The organism is Enterococcus sp. DIV0755b (assembly GCF_051713765.1).
Taxonomy (GTDB): Bacteria; Bacillota; Bacilli; order Lactobacillales; family Enterococcaceae; genus Enterococcus_C; species Enterococcus_C canintestini.
Genome location: NZ_JBIOQN010000001.1, coordinates 1,425,845 through 1,448,694, shown reverse-complemented (window position 1 = coordinate 1,448,694; position 22,850 = coordinate 1,425,845). Strand labels below are relative to the sequence as shown.

Below are 22,850 nucleotides of genomic sequence, written 5' to 3'. Positions count from 1 at the left end.
CTTCATGATCACTTATGAATATTAAGGCGAATTCTAATAAGCCCTTCAAAAAAGCTTTTAAAAGTCTCTACCATTTTTTAAAAGACTTGTACGCCTTCACGATCGACTTGAAATACTTCAATTTTTGCAGTCTGATCAAGTGCTTGAAGTTTTCGGGTGATTATAGCCGTAGCCTTTGCTGGTGCTAAAATCATCACCGTAGGACCCGCACCACTTAAATAACAACCATACCCCTCATGCGCATGACTAATTTGGCGAACATCTGCAAAATGCGCAAGTAATGAACTACGATAAATTTCATGAAATTTATCTTGTTCCATCATTTTACCTGCCTGAACAATGTCCCCTTTAATTAAAGAGGCAACCATTACATTGGCAATACTGCTGGCTGCCACCGCATCAGAATAAGCAAAGTCAGCTGGTAATACATCCCGACTTTCACTTGTTTTTAATTCGACATTTGGAATAAAGGCAATTAGCTGGCAATCAGGAAAATAGTGTTTGACGTAATTTACCTTATCGCCATTTCCGCTAGCAATTACCAAATCACCACAAATCGCTGGCGCCACATTATCAGGATGTCCTTCCAATTGACTCGCAAGTTTTACTTTATCGTTTTCACTTAAGTTTAATTGAGCCAAACGGTTAGCTAGCTCAATCCCTGCTACAATTGCGGAAGAACTACTACCCAATCCTCTTGTTAAAGGAATATCAGAAACTACTTTAATTTGATGAGGCAAAAGATTTGGAGCAATCTTCAACGCTGTTTGAACAATTAAATTATTTTCATCATTTGGAATCAGTTCTCCATAACTATGATCTACTTGCCACGCTGCAGTCTTTTTTATGACTTCTACAAATAAATAGCAATTCAGCGCTACACCGCAAGAATCAAAGCCAGGGCCTAAGTTGGCACTGGTAGCAGGTACTCGGATTCTCATAATTTTGCCACTCCTTGGCGTAAGTGATTGCGCATGTCTTCTAAATCACTCATTTTATGAATGGTTACCGCCGTTTCGTTAATCGCTGTATCTGGATCTTTTAGACCGTTACCAGTGAAGACACAGACGACGGTTTCGCCTGGTTTAATTTTTCCTGCTTTGACATGTTGAATAACCCCAGCCAGTGATGCAGCTGAACCCGGTTCAACAAAGACACCATCTTGACCGGCAACCTTTTTATAAGCGTTTAAAATTTCTGCATCTGTTACAGCATCAATATAACCTTTTGACTCATCTCGAGCCGCCTCAGCTAATTTCCAACTCGCTGGATTACCAATGCGGATAGCAGTAGCAATCGTTTCTGGTTGTTCGATTACTTCACCTTTTACAATAGCCGCAGCGCCCATAGCTTCAAAACCATGCATCCGCGGTAAACTTGTTCCTTTTGCTTCATGCCATTCTTTAAACCCTTTCCAATAAGCCGAAATATTACCGGCATTTCCAACGGGAATTGCCAGTACATCAGGTGCCTTTTCTAGTTGTTGACAGACTTCAAAAGCCGCTGTTTTTTGACCTTCTAAACGATAAGGATTAACAGAATTTACTAATGCTACTGCCTCTGTTTCAGCAATTTTTCGCACAGCCTTTAAGGCTTCATCAAAATTGCCGGGAATAGAAATAATATCCGCTCCATAAATAATTGCCTGTGCTAATTTGCCCATCGCAATTTTACCATCAGGGATAACGACATAGGCTTTAATACCTGCTCGTGTCGCGTATGCAGCAGCAGCAGCACTTGTATTTCCTGTAGAAGCACAAATAATTGCCTTCGCTCCTTCTTCGACCGCTTTTGCTACTGCCATAACCATACCCCGATCTTTAAAAGAACCAGTCGGATTTAAACCTTCATATTTACCATACAGATTAATACCCAACTCTTTTGACAAATTGTGAAGCGGAATTAACGGAGTATTTCCCTCTGCTAATGAAATCAGTGGTGTTTTATCCGTAATTGGCAAATAATCTTTAAATGTTTTTAACAATCCTTCATACATCTTTATCCCTCCAATAGTTCCATCATTTGCGTTACTTGTATTTCAGCATTCAACAATGCTGTTAAGACTTTATCGCGCTTTTCTAAGGTGATAGTTTGCGTTAAATAAACTAGGCGCAATGTTTCATTTTTAATTTGTTCCACTAATTCAACCGCTAAATCCTCTTCAGCTAAAATTTCAGCTATCTTAGTAGCTTGAGTGTCATCTTGAGCTTTTAAAGCAATGTAAAAACGCCCCCTAACGTCACTAGCTTTTTGTAACTTTATTTCTGATTTATAGCTGGCAAAGGGGCGGACCTTTACGTTTTCTGCAGTATTTTGCGCAATTACAGCTAAGTCGTTTACAACACTTGTTGCTGTAGGGATAGAACCAGCCCCAGGTCCATAAAACATACTTTGGCCAATCCCTGTACTTTTAACAAAAACCCCGTTTAACTCATTGCGAATACTGACTAATGGATGATTTTTAGCAACTAATTTTGGGGATACGTCTGCATAAACCCCATTGTTAGAATTTTTAGTTTGCGCAATTAATTTCACTTCATATCCTAATTGTTGCGCGAGCTCTAAGTCTGCTAGTTCTATCCCACGAATTCCTTTAATTGTTAGATTTTCCATTTTCAAATCTTGCTCAAAGGCAAAACGGGTTAAAATGATGGCTTTATATGCAGCGTCAATCCCATCGACGTCATTAGTCGGATCAGATTCTGCAAAACCTAATGTTTGTGCTTGTTTTAATGCTGTTTCATAGGCAAGATGATTTTCCACCATCTGAGTTAGCATATAGTTCGTTGTGCCATTTACAATTCCAAAAACTTCTGTAATTGCATCGGCTAAAAAACTGTTGCTTAACGTTTTCAAAATAGGAATACCACCGGCAACACTTGCTTCATAATAAAAATAGCACTCATTTTGTTGTGCAGTGGCAACTAGTTCATTACCATATTGGGCAATTAAATCTTTGTTGGCAGATACGACATGTTTGCCATGCTTAAGGGCTGCTAGAATAAAAGATTTAGCAGGTTCAATTTTTCCCATCACTTCTACCACAATATCAATTTCAGGATCTTCCGTGATAGCAGTGATATCTTGAACTAAGGTGAACCCGTATGTGTCAGCGATTGCTTTTTTATCTTCACCATCCCGCACCAATACTTTAGCAACTTCTAGTTTAATACCGGTAGCTGATAAGATTTTTGCGCTATTTTGGGCAATAACTTTTACGACACCAGAGCCCACTACCCCTAAACCTAATAGACCAATTTTTAATCGTTTTTCCATACTACCTCCTAAAAGTTGTTTGAACAATCATTAGAATACATTCGTTGTTTTCAAAGAAATTTCTTTAAGCATATCAAAAATGATATAAAAAAACTAGAACTTTCGATAATGAAAGCTCTAGTTTTTTAGTAAAGACAAGAAACATAATAAATTACGCGCAAAAGTCTTTGATTAGTTTTAATGATGATGGATATGTTCGAATGTCTGCTCTAAAATATCCAAAACATGGTGGTCATCTAAACTGTATAGGACTGTTTTACCTACTCGTCGTGACTTCACTACGCGACTATCTCGCAAAAGTTTTAATTGATGAGAAACAGCTGATTGTTCCATCTCCACAACTTCACCGATTGTCGTCACATTTAATTCACCTTTTTTTAACGCCAACAAAATTTTAAGCCGTGTTTTATCTGCCAAAACTTTAAAAAGTCGACTCACCTGCATAATTTCTGTTTCTTGATCCATTTTGACACCTCTTTTGCTTTTCCTAATCAGCAGTTATTTCATTAATAGCTGTTTCTAATGCGGCAACTTTTTCAGCTGCATCTTCTTGACTAGCGCCTTTTACGCCAATATAAAATTTGATTTTTGGTTCTGTTCCAGATGGGCGGACAGCAATCCAACTTTCATCTTCTAAAACATATTTTAAAACATCTGAAGCTGGCGTTGTCATTTTTGTTTCATTTCCGTCTAAACCAACGATTGTACGTGCTTTGAAATCTTCTGTTTGAACCACATTAATGCCACCAATTTCACTTGGTGCTTGTGTACGGAATTTATTCATAATCGCTTTAATTTTAGCCGGACCTTCTAAGCCACTTAATGTTACCGAAATTGTTTTTTCTGCATAATAGCCATACGTTTCAAAAATAGCTTGGAGGCCATCATAGAGTGTTTTGCCTTGTTTTTTGTAGTAGGCAGCAACTTCTGCTAACAAGACTAGGGCTTGAATAGCATCTTTATCGCGTACAAATGGTTTTACTAAATAGCCATAGCTTTCTTCAAAACCAAACATAAACGTTTGACTGTGATCTGCTTCAAATTGTTTGATTTTTTCAGCAATAAATTTAAAACCAGTTAAAACATTTAACATTGCGACATTATATTTTGCAGCAATTGCTGTCGGCAATTCACTAGAAACAATTGATTTTAAAACAGCAGCATTATCAGGGAGTGTTCCAGCTTCTTGATGAGCGGCTAAAATGTACTCCGTGAAAATAGCGCCAATTTGATTTCCCGTTAAGACTTGATATTCACCATTAGGTAAACGAACAGCCGCACCTAAGCGGTCAGCATCAGGATCAGTAGCAATCAACAAGTCTGCATCTTCTTTTTTCCCTAAAGCAATAGCATATTCAAATGCTGAATGTTCTTCTGGGTTAGGGGATTTAACAGTTGAAAAATTAGGATCTGCTACTGCTTGTTCAGGTACTAACACAAACTTTTCAAAACCAGCTTGTTTTAAAGCTTTTTCTCCTAACATTTTGCCAGTACCATGTAATGGTGTATAAACTAATTTCAAATCTTTACCCATTTCATCAATCAATTTTTGATTAATGGTGACTGATTTAATTTCTTTTAAATAAGCTGTATCAATTTCTTCACCGACAATATTGATTAATCCGCTATGTTCTACTTCTTCATCAGATAAAACTTGGATTTCTAATGGATTTGCAATTGAACGCACAAATGTCGTTAAAGCATCAGCATCTGCTGGCGGCATTTGCCCTCCATCTTCGCCATATACTTTATAGCCGTTATAAGCAGCTGGATTGTGTGAAGCGGTAATCATAATCCCAGTAAAAGCTTTTAAGTAACGTACTGCAAAAGATAATTCTGGTGTTGGACGTAGGCTTTCAAAAACAAATGAGGGGATATCGTGTTTTGCTAATGTTTTTGCTGCTTCCATTGCAAATTCAGGTGACATATGACGTGAATCATAAGCAATCGCCACACCACGACGTCTTGTTTCATCATCTTGTTCATCCATAAAACGCGCCAAGCCTTCTGTTGCTTGACGAATAGTGTAAATGTTCATCCGGTTAATACCAGGGCCTAAAATTCCCCGCATGCCAGCAGTACCAAATTCCAGAGGTGCGTAAAACGCGTCTTCTAGTTTTTCAGGATCTTCTTTTAGATCAGCTAATTGTTTTTTCAAATTTTCTTCTAAATTTTCATCGTTTACCCATTGTTCATAGACTTGTTCCCAAGACATGAAATAACACCTCTTTCAGTTTTTTAATTACTTTTTAAGTATATCATTTCCCTTTGAGAACGCCAACAATCTTTCCTAACAATGTTTTTAAAATACTTTTTCAACTTTCAAACAAAACAAATTTCTTCAAAAACCTGCTGTTATATTTAAATAATTAGAAAAAGCTAAGTCAAAAAGTTTCGTTTGTAGAAATTAGATATGCCCTTTCGCTAAACGTAAAATCCGAGTAAGTTGCTGACAAAAATTTGCCAATACCTTACTCGGATTTTTTAGAACTGTCATAAAAACTTGTAACAATCATTATTAAACTTGTATTATTTAAGATTTGCTTGGTTATCTTTTAAGTTTTCTAAATATTGAAAGACTTGTTGTCCGGCAATACCGCCTTCTCCGACAGCCGTCGTAATTTGCCGTAAATCTTTGGCACGACCATCACCAATAGCAAAAATGCCAGGAATAGCAGTCTTCATATTACCGTCTGTTATTAACCAACCGGCTTCATCTAAAATTTTCAATTTCGTAAATGGTGCAGATAACGGTTCTAAACCAACATAAATAAAGATACCATCAGCAGCTTCTTCATAAACCTCATCTGTTTTAAGATTGCGAATATTAACCGCTGTGACAACCATATCATTGCCTTTAATTTCTTCAACTACAGAATCCCAGATAAAATTAATTTTTTCATTGGCAAAAGCGCGCTCTTGAATAATTTTTTGGGCCCGTAATTCATCCCGACGATGAACAATCGTTACTTCACTTGCAAACTGAGTTAGGTAAATAGCTTCTTCGACTGCAGAGTCTCCCCCACCAACAACGATTAATTTTTTATTGCGGAAAAATGCACCATCACAGACAGCACAATAAGAAACACCTCGACCGGCATACTCTTCTTCGCCAGGTGTACCTAATTTGCGATGCACACAACCAGTAGCAATAATAACACTTTTGCCTTGATAACTATTTTCTTCTGTAATAACTTCTTTATAATCACCATGATCAACTACTTCTTGAACAATACCGTATTCATTTTTCGTGCCAAATTTTTCGACATTTTGGTACATTTTCATAGAAAGTTCTGGACCCATGATAGATTCAAATCCAGGATAGTTTTCAATTTCGGCGGTATTGTTCATTTGACCACCAGGAGCACCTCTTTCAATCATTAAAACTGATAAATTAGAACGAGATGCATATAGTGCTGCGGTCATGCCCGCGGGACCTGCCCCAATCACGATTACATCATACATTTACTTTCCCTCCACTTACTTTCTATTAGTAAGCTAACTCTAGTTTAAATAGTTTTAGCTGTCTAATAATCTGCTTATAACCCTTTATTTACTTTAAAACTATATTACTTTTTGCTACTAATTGAAATCCCTAACAGCTAATTTTTAACTTCTAATCAACTTTTTTCACATTTGAAATATTTTTAGCTAAATTTTCAATGAAAGTCACTTCAAGCAAAATTTCTGCAAATAAAGGAGGTTTGACAAAAATCTTGTCAAACCTCCTCTTTTAAAATAAATGCTGTTTCAGTAGCAACTTCTACTAAAAAGCAAAATTCCACAAAAATTTGAGTAACAATTTTCTTAAAATGTCGGCATATTTTTGTAGTTAAAAACTTCTGTCACAGCTGCAATTAATCTAAATTTTCACCGTTTGTGGCAATGACATCTTTATACCAATAAAAAGATTTTTTGCGCGAACGTTCTAACGTACCATTGCCATGATCGTCTAAATCAACGTAGATAAAGCCATATCGTTTTTTCATTTCACCTGTTCCTGCTGACACCAAATCGATACAACCCCAAGGTGTGTAGCCGATTAAATCCACGCCGTCTAATGTTACAGCATCTTTCATTGCGGCAATATGCTTTTTGAAATAATCAATGCGATAGTCGTCGTCAATACTGCCGTCTTCTTTTACCACATCAACAGCCCCAAAACCATTTTCAACAATAAATAAAGGAATTTGATAGCGGTCATATAACTTACACAACGAAATACGCAAGCCTAACGGATCGACAGCCCATCCCCATTCTGATTCTTCTAAATAAGGATTTTTCACAGCAGGTTGTTGATTGCCACCGACATATTTTACATTTTCCGGATTAGCCGAAGAAGCCGTTGACATATAATAACTAAAGCCAATATAGTCCACTGTCCCTTTTTTTAGAATTTCATCGTCGTCTGTTTCTTTTTGAATGACAATCTTTTCCCGTTCAAACCATTTTAATTTATGTGCCGGATAAGTACCTTTCACTTGCACATCAATGAAAAATTCTTGTCCGCGATTAAATTCTAACGCTGCCATGACATCTTCTGGATTACTGGTCATAGGATAACTTGGAATATATGCTACCATCATCCCAATCTGAAAATCTGGATTAATTTCATGCCCTAAAATTACCGCCTTAGCACTCGCAACAAACAGATGGTGAATCGCCTGATAACGGTGCTGGTTATCGTTTTGATGAATCCCAATTTGGGTCCAGCTTCTCAAAAAATTAATTTCATTAAAGGTCATCCAATATTTCACTTTGTCTTTATAGCGTTTAAAAATTGTTTCACAAAAGAAGATAAAATAATCGACTGTTTTCCGATTGTTCCAACCATCTAATTCATCGGCTAAATACATTGGAATATCAAAATGATTAATGGTCACGACCGGTTCAATTCCATATTTTAATAATTCATCAAAAACTGCATCGTAAAAAGCTAAACCCGCTTCATTTATTTCATCTGTTCCCTTCGGACAAATTCGCGCCCAAGAAATCGACATACGAAAACACTTAAAGCCCATTTCAGCAAATAAAGCAATATCTTCTTCATAGTGATGATAAAAATCAGTTGCAACATGGCTAGGATAATATTTATCTGGATCAACATACCCTACTGCACCAACTGGCAATGCTTCTTCCCGAGTAACTTCTTTTATTTCTCCATCTTTTGTTTTAAAAGTAATCATTCGCGGCTGATCTTTACTACCACCAGTAATGGCATCTAGAGTAGCTAAACCTTTTCCACCTGATAAATAGCCACCTTCGTATTGGTTAGCCGCTGTGGCTCCACCCCACAAAAAATCTTTACGAAAACTCATCTATCTTCCTCCTGTAACTTTTTTAAAGCCAGCCTATTGCAGCTGGCTTCAAAATTATTCTGCACTTAAATCTTCACCATTGGTCGCAATAACTTGTTTGTACCAGTCAAAAGATTTTTTCTTAGTACGTGCTAATGTACCATTACCAGCATTATCGCGATCGACATAAATAAAGCCATAACGTTTCTTCATTTCACCTGTGCCAGCTGACACTAAATCAATGCAACCCCAAGTGGTATAACCTAACAAATCAACGCCATCTAGTTCAACTGCATCTTTCATAGCGGCAATGTGAGCTGCTAAATATTCAATCCGATAATCATCAATAACATAACCATCTGAATCAGGAGTATCCACAGCGCCTAAACCATTTTCCACAATAAATAATGGTTTTTGATAACGATCATAAATATCATTTAATGTAATTCGTAAACCTAACGGATCAATCTGCCAACCCCATTCACTTGCTTTTAAGTATGGATTTTTAACAGAAGCAAAAATATTCCCCTCTGTTTGTTCCAATAATTCTGGATCAGTAGTTGAAACTCGAGATGAATAATATGAAAATGAAATAAAGTCCACTGTATTTTCTTTTAATAACTCTAAATCGCCAGCTTCCATTTTCAATTCAATCCCATTGCGTTCCAATTCTTTTAACGCATAGGCCGGATATTCACCACGAGATTGAACATCGATAAAGAAATAATTTTCACGATCATTATTCCGCGAAGCCCAAACATCTTCTGGCTTACAAGAATAAGGATAATAAGCTCCTGCTGCTAACATACAGCCTACTTGATTTTCTGGATCTACTTCATGAGCAATTTTAGTGGCCAATGCTGACGCCACTAACTCATGATGAGCTGCTTGATATTTCACTTGTTCTTTGTTTTCACCTGGTTCAAAATAAAGGCCTGCTCCCATAAATGGTGCATGCAAAATCATATTAATCTCATTAAAGGTCAGCCAGTATTTTACTAGTCCTTTATACCGGTTAAAAATAACTCGACATAAGTTTTCATAAAAACCAATTAATTCGCGACTGCGCCATGCCCCATATTCTTCAATTAAGTGCATCGGACAATCAAAATGTGTAATCGTTACTAATGGTTCAATCCCGTATTTTTTACACTCTTTAAAAATATCTTCATAAAATTTTAAACCTTCTTCGTTTGGTTCTTTTTCGTCACCTTTAGGAAAAATTCGACTCCAAGCAATAGATAAACGATATGTCTTAAAGCCCATTTCAGCAAATAAGGCAATATCTTCGCGCCAACGATGATACATATCAATCGCTTCTTTTGCTGGATAAAAATGTTCGTCATCAAAATCAAACATTTTCATTTCTCCTGTAATCACAGGGAAGCGATCTGGTCCAATTGGAACCACATCCACATTTGCTAAACCACGACCACCTTCATTGTAGCCCCCTTCGCATTGATTGGCAGCTGTTGCGCCACCCCATAAAAAGTCTTTTCTAAATCCCATCATAAAGCCTCCGTTTTTTATCTTTTTGTTGATTACCTTTAGTGCTACTAAAAAGTAGCTAATCATCCATATTTTTTGTGCTATTCGTTTCATCTTGGCAATAAATTACTAAGTTACCTTATCTTCTTTTATTTGAAGAAATATTTAGACTTTAACTAGATCCATTGAACGCACTACTTCATCTTGGACTTCGATGCCTTCTTTTTCTAAACGTTCAATTGTTTCTTTAAAGTTTGGTAGATAATCTTTATGGGCAATGAATAGTTCGTCCATAACGCGTTTGGCTGTTTTTCCAGAAGTGATTAGTGGATTTAAGGTAAACGCTTGTAAAGCTGTGCCATAATCACCTGTAACTGCTGCTTCAATCGTTAATAATTCCATTGCTTTCATCACTTGTAACCAGCCTCTTTCTGCGGTTGGTAATGAACCAAAAGCAACATTGCGCGCTCCTTGTGCTCCTACATAAGCGGTTACTTCGACGACACAATCGGCCGGCAAATCTGGCACAGCCCCATTATTTTTTGTTGAAACGACAATCTGTGTTTCTTTATTAGCATAAATCGATGCAATCGTTTCACAGGCAGCATCGGAATAATACGCCCCACCACGTTGAGATAATTGTTCTGGTTTATGATCTAAGTTTTGATCTTTATATAATTCAAACAATTCATGTTCCGTACGTTTTACTTGTTGGGCCCGCGTGCCAATAGTGCGGTATTCTTCCAATGCATGAGCTAACATTTCTTCTTCTTGATAGTAATAACGATGGTACGCACATGGAATCATCTTCATTTGTTCTAATAAATCACGTTCAAAAGGAATATCATAAATGTTTTTTGGCAACCCGTTATCTTCTTGGTACATTTGATCAATGATTTCCATGGTGACGTCCTGACCTTTGTCGTCTGCGACTTTATGCCAATGAAAATGATTTAAGCCTGCAAATTTATAAATTAACTCATCTGTTTTCTTACCCAATAAACCAGGTTCTAACATGGTTGCCATTACCGGTACATTACATAAACCAATTACTTTGTCCCATTTACCGTAACGGACAATCGCCTCTGTTACCATACCACTTGGATTGGCGAAATTAACTAGCCAAGCATTTGGACATAAACGTTTCATATCTTCGACAATCTCTAAGATAACTGGCACCGTACGAAAAGCTTTAAAAATTCCACCAGCACCGTTTGTCTCTTGTCCTAACATGCCATAATAAGCAGGAATTCTTTCATCTTTGACACGGGCATCTAATAAGCCAACTCGAAATTGGGTAGTCACAAAATCAGCATCTTTTAGTGCTTCTTCGCGGTTTAAAGTTAAATGGACTTTAACATCATAAGGTGAAGCATCCCACATTCGTTGTGCCATTGCCCCCACAATTTCTAGCTTTTCTTTTCCTGCTTCAATATCAACTAACCAAATTTCTGCAATGGGTAATTCATCATATCGTTTAATAAAGCCCTCCATTAACTCCGGAGTATAACTACTACCGCCACCAATTGTGGCAATTTTCACGCCTTTTCTCATATTGTCTGCTCCTTTGCTGACTTGATAATTTCATTATTGATGAGTTGTTGTATGAAAACAATAGAATAACACGCAACTCATAAAGCGTTTACAATTTAAAGGAAATTTTTTTCACTTTTTGTAAATAATATTTACAAACGATGTATAATAAATGTAAATAATTTTAAAAAGAGGTTATCTATGCTAATTCAAGAAAAGATCCGTCAAACCAATTTTTCAACGGCTGAACAAAATGTCATTGATTATATTTTAAATCGTCCCCAAAGTCTAAATTTAACAATTAAAGAAGTGGCAGAAGCTGCATTTGTCCATCCCTCTACACTCATTCGAATTGCCAAAAAATTAGATTTTAACGGCTGGTCAGAATTTAAAATCGCTTTTGTTAAAGAACAAGAATACCTCACGCACCACTTTCAAACCGTTGACGCAAATTTACCATTTACGCCAACAGACGGCTTGATGCGCATCGCCAGTAAACTCGCACAATTAGAACAAACCACCATTAGCGATACATTGTCACTACTGCAACACGATAGTCTAAAAAAAGCTAAAGAACTTTTATTAGGCGCCCGTCTGACGCGAATTTTTGGAAATAATGCCAATACATTAATCGCGCAAGATTTTGCAGTTAAAATGAACCGGATCGGTAAGATCGTCACAACTAGTCAAATTCAAGGAGAAACCGCCTATGAAGCCTACAATTTAACCATAAATGATGTCGCCATTCTTATTTCTTATACCGGTGAAAATAAAATGATTTTGCAAACCGCGAACATTTTAATTCAGCAGCAAGTCCCTTTTATTGCAATTACGAGTATTGGGGATAATTCTTTAACAAAACTTGCCACTTGTGTCCTACAAATGACCACTAGAGAACGCCTTTATTCTAAAATAGGTAATTTTACAACAAATTTATCAATCACTTATTTACTAGACGTCTTATACAGCATCGTTTTTGCTGAAAATTATCAACAAGAATTAGATCATCTCATTAAAATCGGTCAAAAAATTGATCATCGGCAAATTAGTTCCACCATTATGGCTGAAAAAAAGCAACCACCTGTCCAAATTCACGATTCTTTTACTCCAAATTAATGACCGCAACCGACTAATTTAGGTGAAAAAGGCGAGCTGACTTTCCTGTCAGCCCGTCTTATTTTTATGCTAATGCAGTAATTAACTCATCACTACCGCTAGCAACATTTGACTTGTCACTTTCTAAAATATCCAAGTAATCTGCTGAGTTGGTCACAATTACCGGAGTTTCAACGCTGTAACCCGCAGCCTGAATCGCCTTAATATCAAAACTCATCAATTTTTGTCCTCGTTTTACTTTATCTCCTTGTTTAACATGAGGGGTAAAGAACTTGCCATCTAATTGGACCGTATCAATTCCAATATGAATTAATAATTCCAGACCATTCTCAGAAACTAGACCAATAGCATGTTTAGTTGGGAATAACGTCATAACAGTTCCGTCAAATGGTGCTACTACTTCACCACTTTCTGGTTGAATTAAGACACCTTTTCCTAAAATACCTTGCGCAAATGCTTCATCTTTTGAAGCTGATAGTGGCATGATGGCACCGTTGATTGGTGCTGTAACAATTTCTTTTCTAACTTCCATTGCCGCTTGTCCTTCTTCAACTTCAACTGTTTGATCTTTCCAAAAGAAAAAGGTAAGAGAGAAACTAATCCCACAAGCGACTAAAACTGCTAAAATAGAAGGAACTACTCTGGAAGCATCGCCTTCTGGTGTGATGAAATTAAAGAAACCAAAAATTCCTAAACCGCCCATAGTGTAAGCGGTAACATTACTTACCATTAAAATTAAGCCGCCAATCGCGCCACCAATCATTGAAAAGATAAATGGGGTCTTTTTAGGCAATGTAATTCCGTAAATAGCCGGTTCTGTCACCCCAAAAATACCTGAAATAATTGCCGGTGGACAAAGTGCTTTTAATTTTTTGTCTTTTAATTTAAAGAACATCGCCAAGACAACTGCTGTTTGGGAAAAACTGGCTGCAAATGAACCTGTTAACACTTGTGAGAAACCTTCTTGTGTTACTTGCATAATTGCTAATGGTACAACAGACCAGTGTAAACCAAAAATTACTAATACTTGCCAGAAGAAACCTAAGATGATACCGTACAATGCCGGTGAGAAGGTCATTAAAGCTTGGAAAGCTGCACTTAGTAAGTCTGTTAACATACTAATAACTGGTCCAATTACTAAAAATCCAACTGGTAACGAAATCAATAAAACGAAAAATGGAACTAAGAAAGTTTGAACAACAGCTGGAATAATGCGTTTCATCAGTTTTTGAATTTGAGCGGCAAAAGCGATAATAAAGATTACCGGTACCACACTACTAGTATAGTTTGCCCCTACCCAAGGAATACCTAAGAAAGTTGTATAAGCCGGCAAACCAAAAATACTATAAGGTGCATTCGCTCCTTCTTCTACTAGTGCTTGTAAAGCAGAGCCTTGAATAGTTGGATAAACAAGAGCTGCCCCAATCGTAATACCAATCATTGGATTTAAATTGAATTTTTTTGAAGCAGTGTAACCCAAAATAACCGGCATAAAGTAAAAGATGGAATCACCAATCGCATTTAACATCATATAAGTGCCAGATTGCGCTGTATAAGTAAACCAACCCAACGTCCCTAAGAAAACTAATAAGGCATTTAACCCTTTAATCATCCCTGCTGCCGCAAGAGCACCTAAGAAAGGTTGGAAACAACCACTTAAAATATCGATTAAACGATTAAAGATATTGCCATCACTGCTTACTTCTTCTGATTCACCAGAAATTCCAGCAACTTCTAATACCTCGGCATAAACATCTGGAACGTGATTGCCAATTACCACTTGATACTGACCACCACTTTTCATAACCGTCACAACGCCATCCATATTTTTTAAAACGTCATCATTGGCTTTACCTTCATCTTTTAACTTGAAACGTAAACGCGTGATACAATGCGTAAGACTATTGATGTTTTCTTTGCCACCTACGTTACTAACAATTTTTTCGGCTAAATCGTGATATTTTCCCACAACAATTCCTCCAATTATTTTTTATTTGTGCTAGTAATGCTCTTTTCTTCTTGTCCTAATTTTTGAACTAGTCTAGCAATGTGAATGGTTAAATACAATTTCTCATCATTGGACATATAATAGTTATATTTTTTGACAACATATTGATTCACTTTTTCAACGCAATTGTAAGCGTTATGATATTTCTTTTGAATAATTAAAAGTAATTCTTCATCTGTTTCGCCTTCATTTTGACGGTGATTCATAATACGTGAAGCAAAAAAACGTAAATGAGTAGAAAAGCGGTAATAATAAACCGACTCTTCATCAAATTGAACTTTAAAATAATAGCTGACAATTCGAATAATTTCTTGCATCAATTCCGTCATAACATATACGTTATCATTCTCAATTTCTGTTTGGGCATTGACGAGATGTAAAGCAATAAAACCGGCCTCATCTTCACCCAAATCGACTTTAAAACGTTTTTTTATTAGTGCTACTGCTTCTTTACCAATCCGATATTCCGCGGTAAAAAAGCGTTTAATATCCCAAAGTAATAAGTTTGGTACCCGGATATTGTTTTTTACGCGCTGAATAGCAGTGTGTAAATGATCTGTTAACGAAATATAGATGGAATCATTTAACGAAGTATGCAATTTTTCTTTTCCACTATCAATAATCTCTGTAGCAAGTTCTAAGTAACCAATTGGTACGTCTTCTAATAATTCTTGTAATTTTGTATTTAAATCAGAATTTGACAAACGATATGTCTTATCGATTTGACATTCAACCACTTCATCTCCTATTCTTTTTTGAAAAGCAAGCCCCTTTCCCATTACGACAAGCTCGTTATTGTGCTTATCTGTTGTAATAATTACGTTGTTATTCAATATTTTTTTAATTTGCATCAGTGTCGGCCTCCACGTCACGCTTTAACTAATCTAAAATTAATATAAAACTCATTTAGATTATAGTTTGATGATACTAATAAGCGTTATTTTTGTCAACGCTTACATTTTCATCTTGTTTTCTTAATAAGACTTTCACCCTCCTTTTAAAAATGGACAAATAAAAAACCTAATGAGCGCACGCAAAATAACGGCATCTTCTCATTAGGTTTAGCTTGTAATTAAACAATCACTATCCATTGCTTTGGTCTATTTAATTTATAGTTATTGTAACAGATTAAAGAAAGCGCTGTCAACATCTTTTTTATTTTTTCTTTTTTGTGAAATACAGCAACCGCTAATTTAAAAGTATGGGAATTTTTCAGATCCTCTCAAAAACTGATCCTAAAATCATACTGCTTTTAGCTATTAAATTATTAGCAGATAAAAACTAAAGAAAAAGTATTCGTTTTTCTCATTTTCCATTAACCAAGTTAAAGAAATTTTTTTAATGATACACCACTTTACAAACGACAAAAAAAGCGAACCGGCTAATCCAGTCCACTTTCTTTTATTCTGCCAAAAATTATTTTTTCCCTTGGTTTTTCATTTGTTGCATCATTTGACGAATTTTTTTCTCGGATGGTTTTTGTCCCATTGACATCATCATTGAACGTAACATTTCCTCGTTAACGGGAGGATTTTTTTCCAAATAGTCTTTCATATATTTACGGGCTAAGAAAAAGCCACCAACTGCGCCAAGTAAAGCAGCAATAATTGCAATAAGCACTACGATAGATGTTGACATGAAAATCTCTCCTTTCTCTTATAGTCTCACTGTGTCATTTTACTAGAAAAGCCCACAAATGAAAAGAGCTTTTCGCTAGTAATTAATAAGTAAGCGTTTTCAAATAGTGAAAAACATGTTATCCTAAACTTATCATTTTTTTGAGGTGAGGATATTGGAAGAAAAAACTTTAGTCATTATTAAACCAGATGGCGTGAAACGCCATTTAGTTGGTCGCATCATTAGTCGTTTTGAAGATCGCCAGTTAACGATTGACAAAATGCGTTTTGGCTGTTTGACAAAAGAAATGGCACAAGCTCATTACGCTCATTTAGCCGACAGACCTTTTTTTCAAGATATTGTTGACTATATGACCTCTGGACCTGTTGTTTTTATAGTCTTAAAAGGAGAAAATGCTATTGAAATGGTGCGAAAAATGATTGGCACAACCAATGCACTAGAGGCTAATCCAGGAACAATTCGGGGTGATTTTGCTACAAATAAATCACAAAATATTATCCACGCTTCAGATTGTTTCGCCGCAGCAGACGTCGAAATAAAGCGTTTCTTTAATGAAGCTAGCTTAACTTCAGTCAAACAATAAATTTTAAAAAAAGCAAAGCATCCTTAGGTTTAAGTGCGCCTTTTATGAAAAAGAAGGCTACCTAAATGGATTGCTTTGCTTTTTTACGGATTACACAAGCTTTTAAAGGTAAGAAAACGTTTATTGTGCCCTAATTTTTTCCAATAAATCAGGATCAAAAACGCCTTTACGTAACATGGAAATTTCAAATTTATAAGGGGGTTTCTTATTTTTCTTATCTTCGCCTACATATGGTGTTTCAAGTATTTTGGGTAAAGAAACAAGTTTTTCATGATTGGCAATATAATGTAATGCATCAAAACCAATGGTTCCAAAACCGATGTTAGCATGCCTGTCTTTTTTTGCCCCTTGCGGATTTTTGGAATCATTTAGATGAACGACTTTTAAACGGTCCAAGCCAATCACTTGATCAAATTCAGCTAACACACCATCAAAATCCTCTTTGACATTGTATCCTGCATCATTGGTATGGCATGTATCAAAAGTAACCGAGAGTTTATCATTTAAAGTGACCCCAGCAATAATTTCTGCCAATTCTTCAAAACTACGACCGATTTCTGTCCCTTTTCCCGCCATTGTCTCTAAAGCAATTTGAGGAATCTGTTCTTTGGTCAAGACTTCATTTAATCCTTTGATAATTTGTTTAATTCCCTCTTTTGGCCCCGCCCCCACATGTGCTCCTGGATGCAGAGTAATTTGTTTAGCACCAAGTTCTTGGGCGCGCATAATTTCAGCCCGTAAAAACTCAATTGCAAAGCCGAAATTTTGTGGTTTAGTCGTATTTCCTAAATTAACAATATACGGTGCATGGACGACAAACTCCTGCATTTTATTTTCTTGCATTAATTTTTTACCTGCAGTGATACTTTCTTGATCCATTTCACTCCGACGAGTATTTTGTGGTGCACCAGTATAAAGCATAAAAGTATTCGCTTCATAACTTAAGGCTTCTTCAACAGAAGAAAGCAGCGCCTTACTGGCTTTAAACGATACATGAGAACCAATTAACATTTCTTCACTTCTTTCTTTTTAATAATATTATTATTGTAAGCAAGCTTTTAATAAAAAGACATTTTTACGCTTTACTTAACGATAAATAAAAATTAGAGCTGTCATCAGCGGCAAGCTAATTAAAAAGCTAAGGGAAGAACAAAAACCGACACTTTCTTCATCACTTCCCGCTAATACTGCATTTATTACATTAAAAATTGGAATTGGGGTAATGGCTAAGATACTTAAGACCAATTTCATCAGCTGATCAAAAGGTGCAAAATAAACCACCCCGACTAACATAAAACCAATTAGATACCGCAAAAATAGTGTTTTAAATACTAAATTACGCGTCTTACCCGCAAGTTTAAACTCAAGATAAAGGCCAATCATAAACATCGATAAAAACGTGTTAGCATTTGCAACTGGCGTAGCAATCGTCAAGATAATCGCAGGAACATTAATCGTCTGCAAGCGTAAAAAGAGCATAATCAAATAGCAAACAAATGGTACGCTACGACCTAATCTTTTTAAAAATAACTTGCCATTAAACACATAATTTTCTCCTGTTAATAATTCTACGACCAAACCCGTTCCACCTGCCAACATAACCGAGTTTCCAATATCAAATAGTGAAATAAGTGGGATCGCTTGGGGGATAAAGCTTTGGGCAAAAGGTAAGGTAAAATTACCAATATTAAAGCCAGAGCCCATGTATAAACTAAATGTCAGATTATCACGGGTTTGCTTTCCTTTAAAAACACGAAATAAAATTAATTGTATCAAAGTAAACAAAATGGCAATCAAAATTAAAGCAATCCGATTCAACGAAACAGTCAACTGAGACAGATTGACAATAATTGCTGCTGGCAAAGTTAAATTCAAAATAATTTGTGATAAGATATTCCCATCAGCTTTACTAAAAATACCAACACGTTTAAAGATAAAACCAAAAAAAATGATAAATAATAGACTAAACGCACTCATTAGGATGGCTTGCACACGATTTCTCCTTCTAAATTTAGATTTTTCCTAAATATTGTTTGATAATGATTTCCCCTATTTACTTTCTTTTATATTTTAGCATATCGACAAAATCAATTAATAAAAACTTTTTATCCCCATTTTATGCGGTAAAAGTTTGGTTTTTTCTTAGTATTTCCCTACCATAATAGTAGAAATCTATCTATTTAAGAACTTTTTTGCTATAATGATGCGGTAAATTTAAAACTGAGGTGAAAGTCATTGCCTAAAAAGCAAAAACATCATAATGAACCTTTTTCTGATCGAAAAAAGGGTTGGTTTTATTTTAATATCTCATTACGGGTTTTACATTCCTTACTTTTAGTGGGAATTTCGTGTTTGATTATCGGAGGTGCATTGGCACTAGGTATTGGTGCAGGTTATTTCGCTTATTTAGTTGAAGATACCCCGGCTCCTAATAAGACCACCATGCAAAAAGAGTTGGGGGATGTTTCCCAAACCTCTAAATTAACTTATGCCGATAACAGCTCGATTGCAACTATCCGTTCTGATTTATTTCGAACATCAGTAAAGTCTGATCAAATCTCTGACCTACTGAAAAAAGCAATTATTGCAACCGAAGATGAATATTTTTATGAACATAATGGCGTTGTCCCAAAAGCGGTTGTGCGTGCTCTTTTATCTGAAGCAACCGGTTTTGGTGGTGGTGGTGGTTCAACTTTAACCCAACAACTCGTCAAACAGCAGGTTTTAACCAGTGAAACGACTTTTAAACGTAAAGCCAATGAAATTCTCTTAGCTATGGAAGTTGAAAAATTCTTTAGTAAAGACGAAATTGTCACGATGTATTTAAACGTTTCTCCTTTTGGTCGAAATAATAAAGGTCAAAATATCGCCGGCGTTCAAGAAGCCGCCAAAGGTATTTTTGGTAAAGATGCCAAGGATGTTAACCTTCCACAAGCAGCCTTTATTGCGGGTTTACCGCAAAGTCCGATCGTCTATAGTCCTTTTGATAATACGGGTAAATTAAAAGAAAATGTCACAGCTGGTTTAGAGCGAAAAGACTTTGTTTTATTTAGTATGTATCGCAATCACGATATTACTAAAAAAGAATACGAAGCTGCGAAAAAATATGATTTGAAAAAAGATTTCTTAAAACAACAAACACAAAATAATGATGATCACGGCTTTTTGTATTATACGATTATGAATGAAGCAAAAAGTATCGTAGCCCAAAAATTAGCGAAAGACGACGGTGTTTCTAACCAAGATTATGAAAAGAAAAAGACCAAAGAAGCTTATCTGGAAAAAGCTCAAAACGAATTAGTTAATGGTGGCTATACTGTCAAATCCACGATTGATAAAAAAATCTATGATGCCATGCAAAAAGGCGTCGCAAAATACGGCTACATGTTAGACAACTACAATGGTGATAAAATTGAAGTCGGAAATGTCATGATGGACAATGCGACTGGGAAAATTTTAGGTTTTATTGGTAGTCGTGATTTTAATGATAACCAAAATAACCACGCTTTTGATACTTCCCGCGCAGCTGGTTCAACAATTAAACCTTTGCTTGTATATGGGCCAGCCATTGATCAAGGTTTAATTGGTAGTCAAACACGCATTTCTGATTATCCTGCGAAATGGAAAGCAGGCGAAGACGCTGGCAAAGAAATTGTCAATGCGACCAATAAAGGCTCAAAAACTTTCCAAACCGTTGAAGATGCTTTAGCTGAATCAACAAACATTACCGCCTATCATGTCTATCAAGAATTACAAGAAAAAAAATCGGCTGACTTTGTTTATGATAATTATTTAGCAAAAATGAATTTTCCTGCTAATAATTCATGGAATGTCGAGTCTGCCCCACTTGGACCAATGGACGTTACAACTGTTCAACAAACAAATGGTTTCCAAGCACTAGCAAACGGTGGTGTCTATCAACAAGGCTACTTAATTGAAGCTATTACTGACAGTCAAGGTAAAGCTATTTACCAACATGAAAATAAACCAGTCCGCGTTTTCTCAAAAGCAACAGCTTCTATTATGAATGATTTGATGCGAAACGTTTTAAGTCAAGGAATTACAACACCTTTCAAATCAACAATTAGTAATTTAAATTGGTATCTTGGTCAAGCTGATTGGGTTGGGAAAACCGGTTCATCAGACTACTACCGTGACTCTTGGTTAATTGTTTCCACACCAAAAGTTACCATTGGCAGTTGGTCTGGGATGGATAGCCAAAAAGAAAAAAATGATAATGGTGCGGGAACTAGAACCGGCAATTACATGGCCTACTTAATTAATCGAATTTATATGGCCAACCCTGAAATTTTTGGCACGGATCAAAAATTCAAATTAGATGATTCTGTCAAACAAGAAACAGTTGCTAAAGCTACTGGCGAGCTTCCTGGCAGCATTAGTTATAACGGTACAACAACGCAAGTACCAAATGATACAACGACCTCACTTTGGGCTAAAAACGGACCTGAAAAAAGTAATTATCGCTTTGGTATTGGTGGCACTGATGCCAACTATGCTGATTATTGGAGTAAAATTTACGCTAAAGCAAAGACAAATGACCAGCAAAAAAACAATACAAATAGTAATAATACAACTAATGGGAATAGCACTAACCAAAACAATACGAATAATAACAACTCAAACGGTGCAAGTAATACAGCTAATAACACCAATGCGAATAATACTAACAACGCTACAAACGGCAATAACGGTGCAAATAGTAATAACACCAATCAATAAGAAAAGCAGGCGCAATAAAATGCGCCTGCTTTTTCATAAAAAACGCCCGCAAGTTTTTTGCAGGCGTTTTTTTATTTTTATTTAGTTGAACCTTTTTCATCAATACCATAAGGTAAAACGATTGTCTTTTCTTCTACTTCTTCTTTATTCATCATTTTAGTTAATAGACGCATTGAAACCGCACCAATATCATATAAAGGTTGTGTGATACTAGATAAACGAGGCCGTGCAACATCAGTTAATAATGAATTATTACTTGTCAGAATTTCAAAGTCTTCTGGCACTTTCACGCCTTCATCAACTAAACCATCTAAAATACCGATTGCTAATTCATCATCTGTCACAAAAGCAGCAGTCGCACCACTATTTTTCAAGCGAGAAACTAATGAAATTCCATCTTTAAAGTTGTATTTTGCTTCAAAGATTAGACCTTCATTATATTCCAAATTATTTTCTTTTAAAGCTTCTTTATAACCTTGTAGACGATTTTGACCATTAATTGGATCAATTAATGCGCCACTAACAAACGCAATTTTTTCATTCCCATTTTTAGCAAGTAAATTCACAGCATCTTTGGTTGCATTTTGATAGTCAATATTCACACTACCCACTTGTTCATCTGGATCAATTGAGCCCGCTAAAACAACTGGTGTTTTCGAACGAGAAAACTCGCCGCGAATTTCGTCTGTGATACGATGACCCATGAAAATTACCCCATCAACTTGTTTGGCTAACAAATTATTCAATACGTTTACTTCTTTTTGGGTATCGCCATCTGAGTTAGCTAAAATAATATTGTATTTATACATTGTTGCTACATCGTCAATTCCTCGTGCTAATGAAGAGAAATACATGTTGCTGACGTCTGGAATAATAACACCCACAGTAGTTGTTTTTTTGCTTGCTAAGCCCCGAGCCACTGCATTAGGACGGTAATCTAGGCGGTCAATAACCTCTAATACTTTTTTACGAGTAGCCGGTTTGACATTAGGATTACCATTTACTACGCGTGAAACAGTAGCCATGGAAACATTAGCTTCACGAGCAACGTCATAGATTGTAATTGTTTGTTTTTCCATTTCAGATCTCCTTATTTAATTGTTTGATTTGTATTTTCTGAAAATACCATTTACATTTCTTTGATAGAATAGCATGGAAAGTTGGAGAATGC

Annotated in this window: 18 protein-coding genes; 3 read left to right on the top strand and 15 right to left on the bottom strand. The window is 36.1% G+C overall.

Translation table 11 applies throughout. From position 1 onward, the window contains the following. Nucleotides 1-77: 77 nt before the first annotated feature. From thrB to IGI65_RS06795, 9 genes are all read right to left on the bottom strand, one after another. Nucleotides 78-941, bottom strand: coding sequence for a homoserine kinase (gene thrB / locus IGI65_RS06835; RefSeq protein ID WP_438773658.1), 864 nt, complete (start codon nt 939-941; stop codon nt 78-80). Further along, nucleotides 938-1,996, bottom strand: coding sequence for a threonine synthase (gene thrC / locus IGI65_RS06830; RefSeq protein WP_071863691.1), 1,059 nt, complete (start codon nt 1,994-1,996; stop codon nt 938-940). Before thrC ends, thrB begins: the two co-directional genes overlap by 4 nt. A 2-nt stretch (nt 1,997-1,998) precedes the next feature. After that, nucleotides 1,999-3,276: a homoserine dehydrogenase gene (locus tag IGI65_RS06825; protein WP_438773657.1), complete on the bottom strand. Its 1,278-nt coding sequence runs from the start codon at nt 3,274-3,276 to the stop codon at nt 1,999-2,001. Between the two features lie 177 nt (nt 3,277-3,453). Continuing rightward, entirely contained in the window at nt 3,454-3,741 is a 288-nt protein-coding gene (locus tag IGI65_RS06820) for an ArsR/SmtB family transcription factor (protein WP_071863689.1), read from the bottom strand. 22 nt (nt 3,742-3,763) lie between these two features. Next, nucleotides 3,764-5,491, bottom strand: coding sequence for a phospho-sugar mutase (locus IGI65_RS06815; RefSeq protein WP_438773655.1), 1,728 nt, complete (start codon nt 5,489-5,491; stop codon nt 3,764-3,766). A gap of 314 nt (nt 5,492-5,805) precedes the next feature. Continuing rightward, a complete protein-coding gene (trxB, locus tag IGI65_RS06810) occupies nt 5,806-6,741 on the bottom strand; it encodes a thioredoxin-disulfide reductase (protein ID WP_438773654.1) in 936 nt (311 codons plus the stop codon). A gap of 392 nt (nt 6,742-7,133) precedes the next feature. Beyond that, entirely contained in the window at nt 7,134-8,594 is a 1,461-nt protein-coding gene (locus IGI65_RS06805; RefSeq protein WP_438773653.1) for a family 1 glycosylhydrolase, read from the bottom strand. A gap of 54 nt (nt 8,595-8,648) precedes the next feature. Beyond that, nucleotides 8,649-10,082 carry a 6-phospho-beta-glucosidase gene (locus tag IGI65_RS06800; RefSeq protein ID WP_438774418.1) on the bottom strand — a complete coding sequence of 478 codons (1,434 nt, stop codon included), beginning with the start codon at nt 10,080-10,082 and terminating at the stop codon, nt 8,649-8,651. A 144-nt stretch (nt 10,083-10,226) separates the two neighbouring features. Beyond that, nucleotides 10,227-11,615: a 6-phospho-beta-glucosidase gene (locus IGI65_RS06795; RefSeq protein ID WP_438773652.1), complete on the bottom strand. Its 1,389-nt coding sequence runs from the start codon at nt 11,613-11,615 to the stop codon at nt 10,227-10,229. Between the two features lie 180 nt (nt 11,616-11,795). Between IGI65_RS06795 and IGI65_RS06790 the strand changes: the two genes are divergently transcribed. Beyond that, the gene (locus tag IGI65_RS06790) at nt 11,796-12,710 is read left to right on the top strand and encodes a MurR/RpiR family transcriptional regulator (protein WP_438773651.1); all 915 of its coding nucleotides are present in this window, start codon (nt 11,796-11,798) and stop codon (nt 12,708-12,710) included. A 64-nt stretch (nt 12,711-12,774) separates the two neighbouring features. Here the strand turns inward: IGI65_RS06790 and IGI65_RS06785 are convergent, their stop codons facing one another. From IGI65_RS06785 to IGI65_RS06775, 3 genes are all read right to left on the bottom strand, one after another. Beyond that, the gene (locus IGI65_RS06785) at nt 12,775-14,679 is read right to left on the bottom strand and encodes a beta-glucoside-specific PTS transporter subunit IIABC (protein ID WP_438773650.1); all 1,905 of its coding nucleotides are present in this window, start codon (nt 14,677-14,679) and stop codon (nt 12,775-12,777) included. A 14-nt stretch (nt 14,680-14,693) separates the two neighbouring features. Next, complete coding sequence (licT, locus tag IGI65_RS06780) at nt 14,694-15,569, bottom strand: BglG family transcription antiterminator LicT (RefSeq protein WP_412257486.1); 876 nt, start codon at nt 15,567-15,569, stop codon at nt 14,694-14,696. Between the two features lie 565 nt (nt 15,570-16,134). Continuing rightward, complete coding sequence (locus tag IGI65_RS06775) at nt 16,135-16,356, bottom strand: YneF family protein (protein WP_071863680.1); 222 nt, start codon at nt 16,354-16,356, stop codon at nt 16,135-16,137. 154 nt (nt 16,357-16,510) lie between these two features. Here IGI65_RS06775 and ndk point away from each other — a divergent pair, with 154 nt between their 5' ends. Then, complete coding sequence (gene ndk / locus IGI65_RS06770) at nt 16,511-16,939, top strand: nucleoside-diphosphate kinase (protein ID WP_438773649.1); 429 nt, start codon at nt 16,511-16,513, stop codon at nt 16,937-16,939. 120 nt (nt 16,940-17,059) lie between these two features. On the opposite strand, the gene IGI65_RS06765 is transcribed toward ndk, so the two are convergent. Further along, complete coding sequence (locus IGI65_RS06765; RefSeq protein ID WP_438773648.1) at nt 17,060-17,950, bottom strand: deoxyribonuclease IV; 891 nt, start codon at nt 17,948-17,950, stop codon at nt 17,060-17,062. 75 nt (nt 17,951-18,025) lie between these two features. Then, nucleotides 18,026-18,931: an AEC family transporter gene (locus IGI65_RS06760; protein WP_438773647.1), complete on the bottom strand. Its 906-nt coding sequence runs from the start codon at nt 18,929-18,931 to the stop codon at nt 18,026-18,028. Between the two features lie 243 nt (nt 18,932-19,174). On the opposite strand from IGI65_RS06760, the gene IGI65_RS06755 reads away from it, so the two are divergent. Then, nucleotides 19,175-21,679 carry a transglycosylase domain-containing protein gene (locus IGI65_RS06755; protein WP_438773646.1) on the top strand — a complete coding sequence of 835 codons (2,505 nt, stop codon included), beginning with the start codon at nt 19,175-19,177 and terminating at the stop codon, nt 21,677-21,679. A gap of 77 nt (nt 21,680-21,756) precedes the next feature. Here IGI65_RS06755 and ccpA read toward each other — a convergent pair whose 3' ends face one another. Continuing rightward, nucleotides 21,757-22,758 (bottom strand): catabolite control protein A, encoded by a 1,002-nt coding sequence (ccpA, locus tag IGI65_RS06750; protein WP_071863675.1) that lies wholly within the window; start codon nt 22,756-22,758, stop codon nt 21,757-21,759. Nucleotides 22,759-22,850 lie beyond the last annotated feature (92 nt).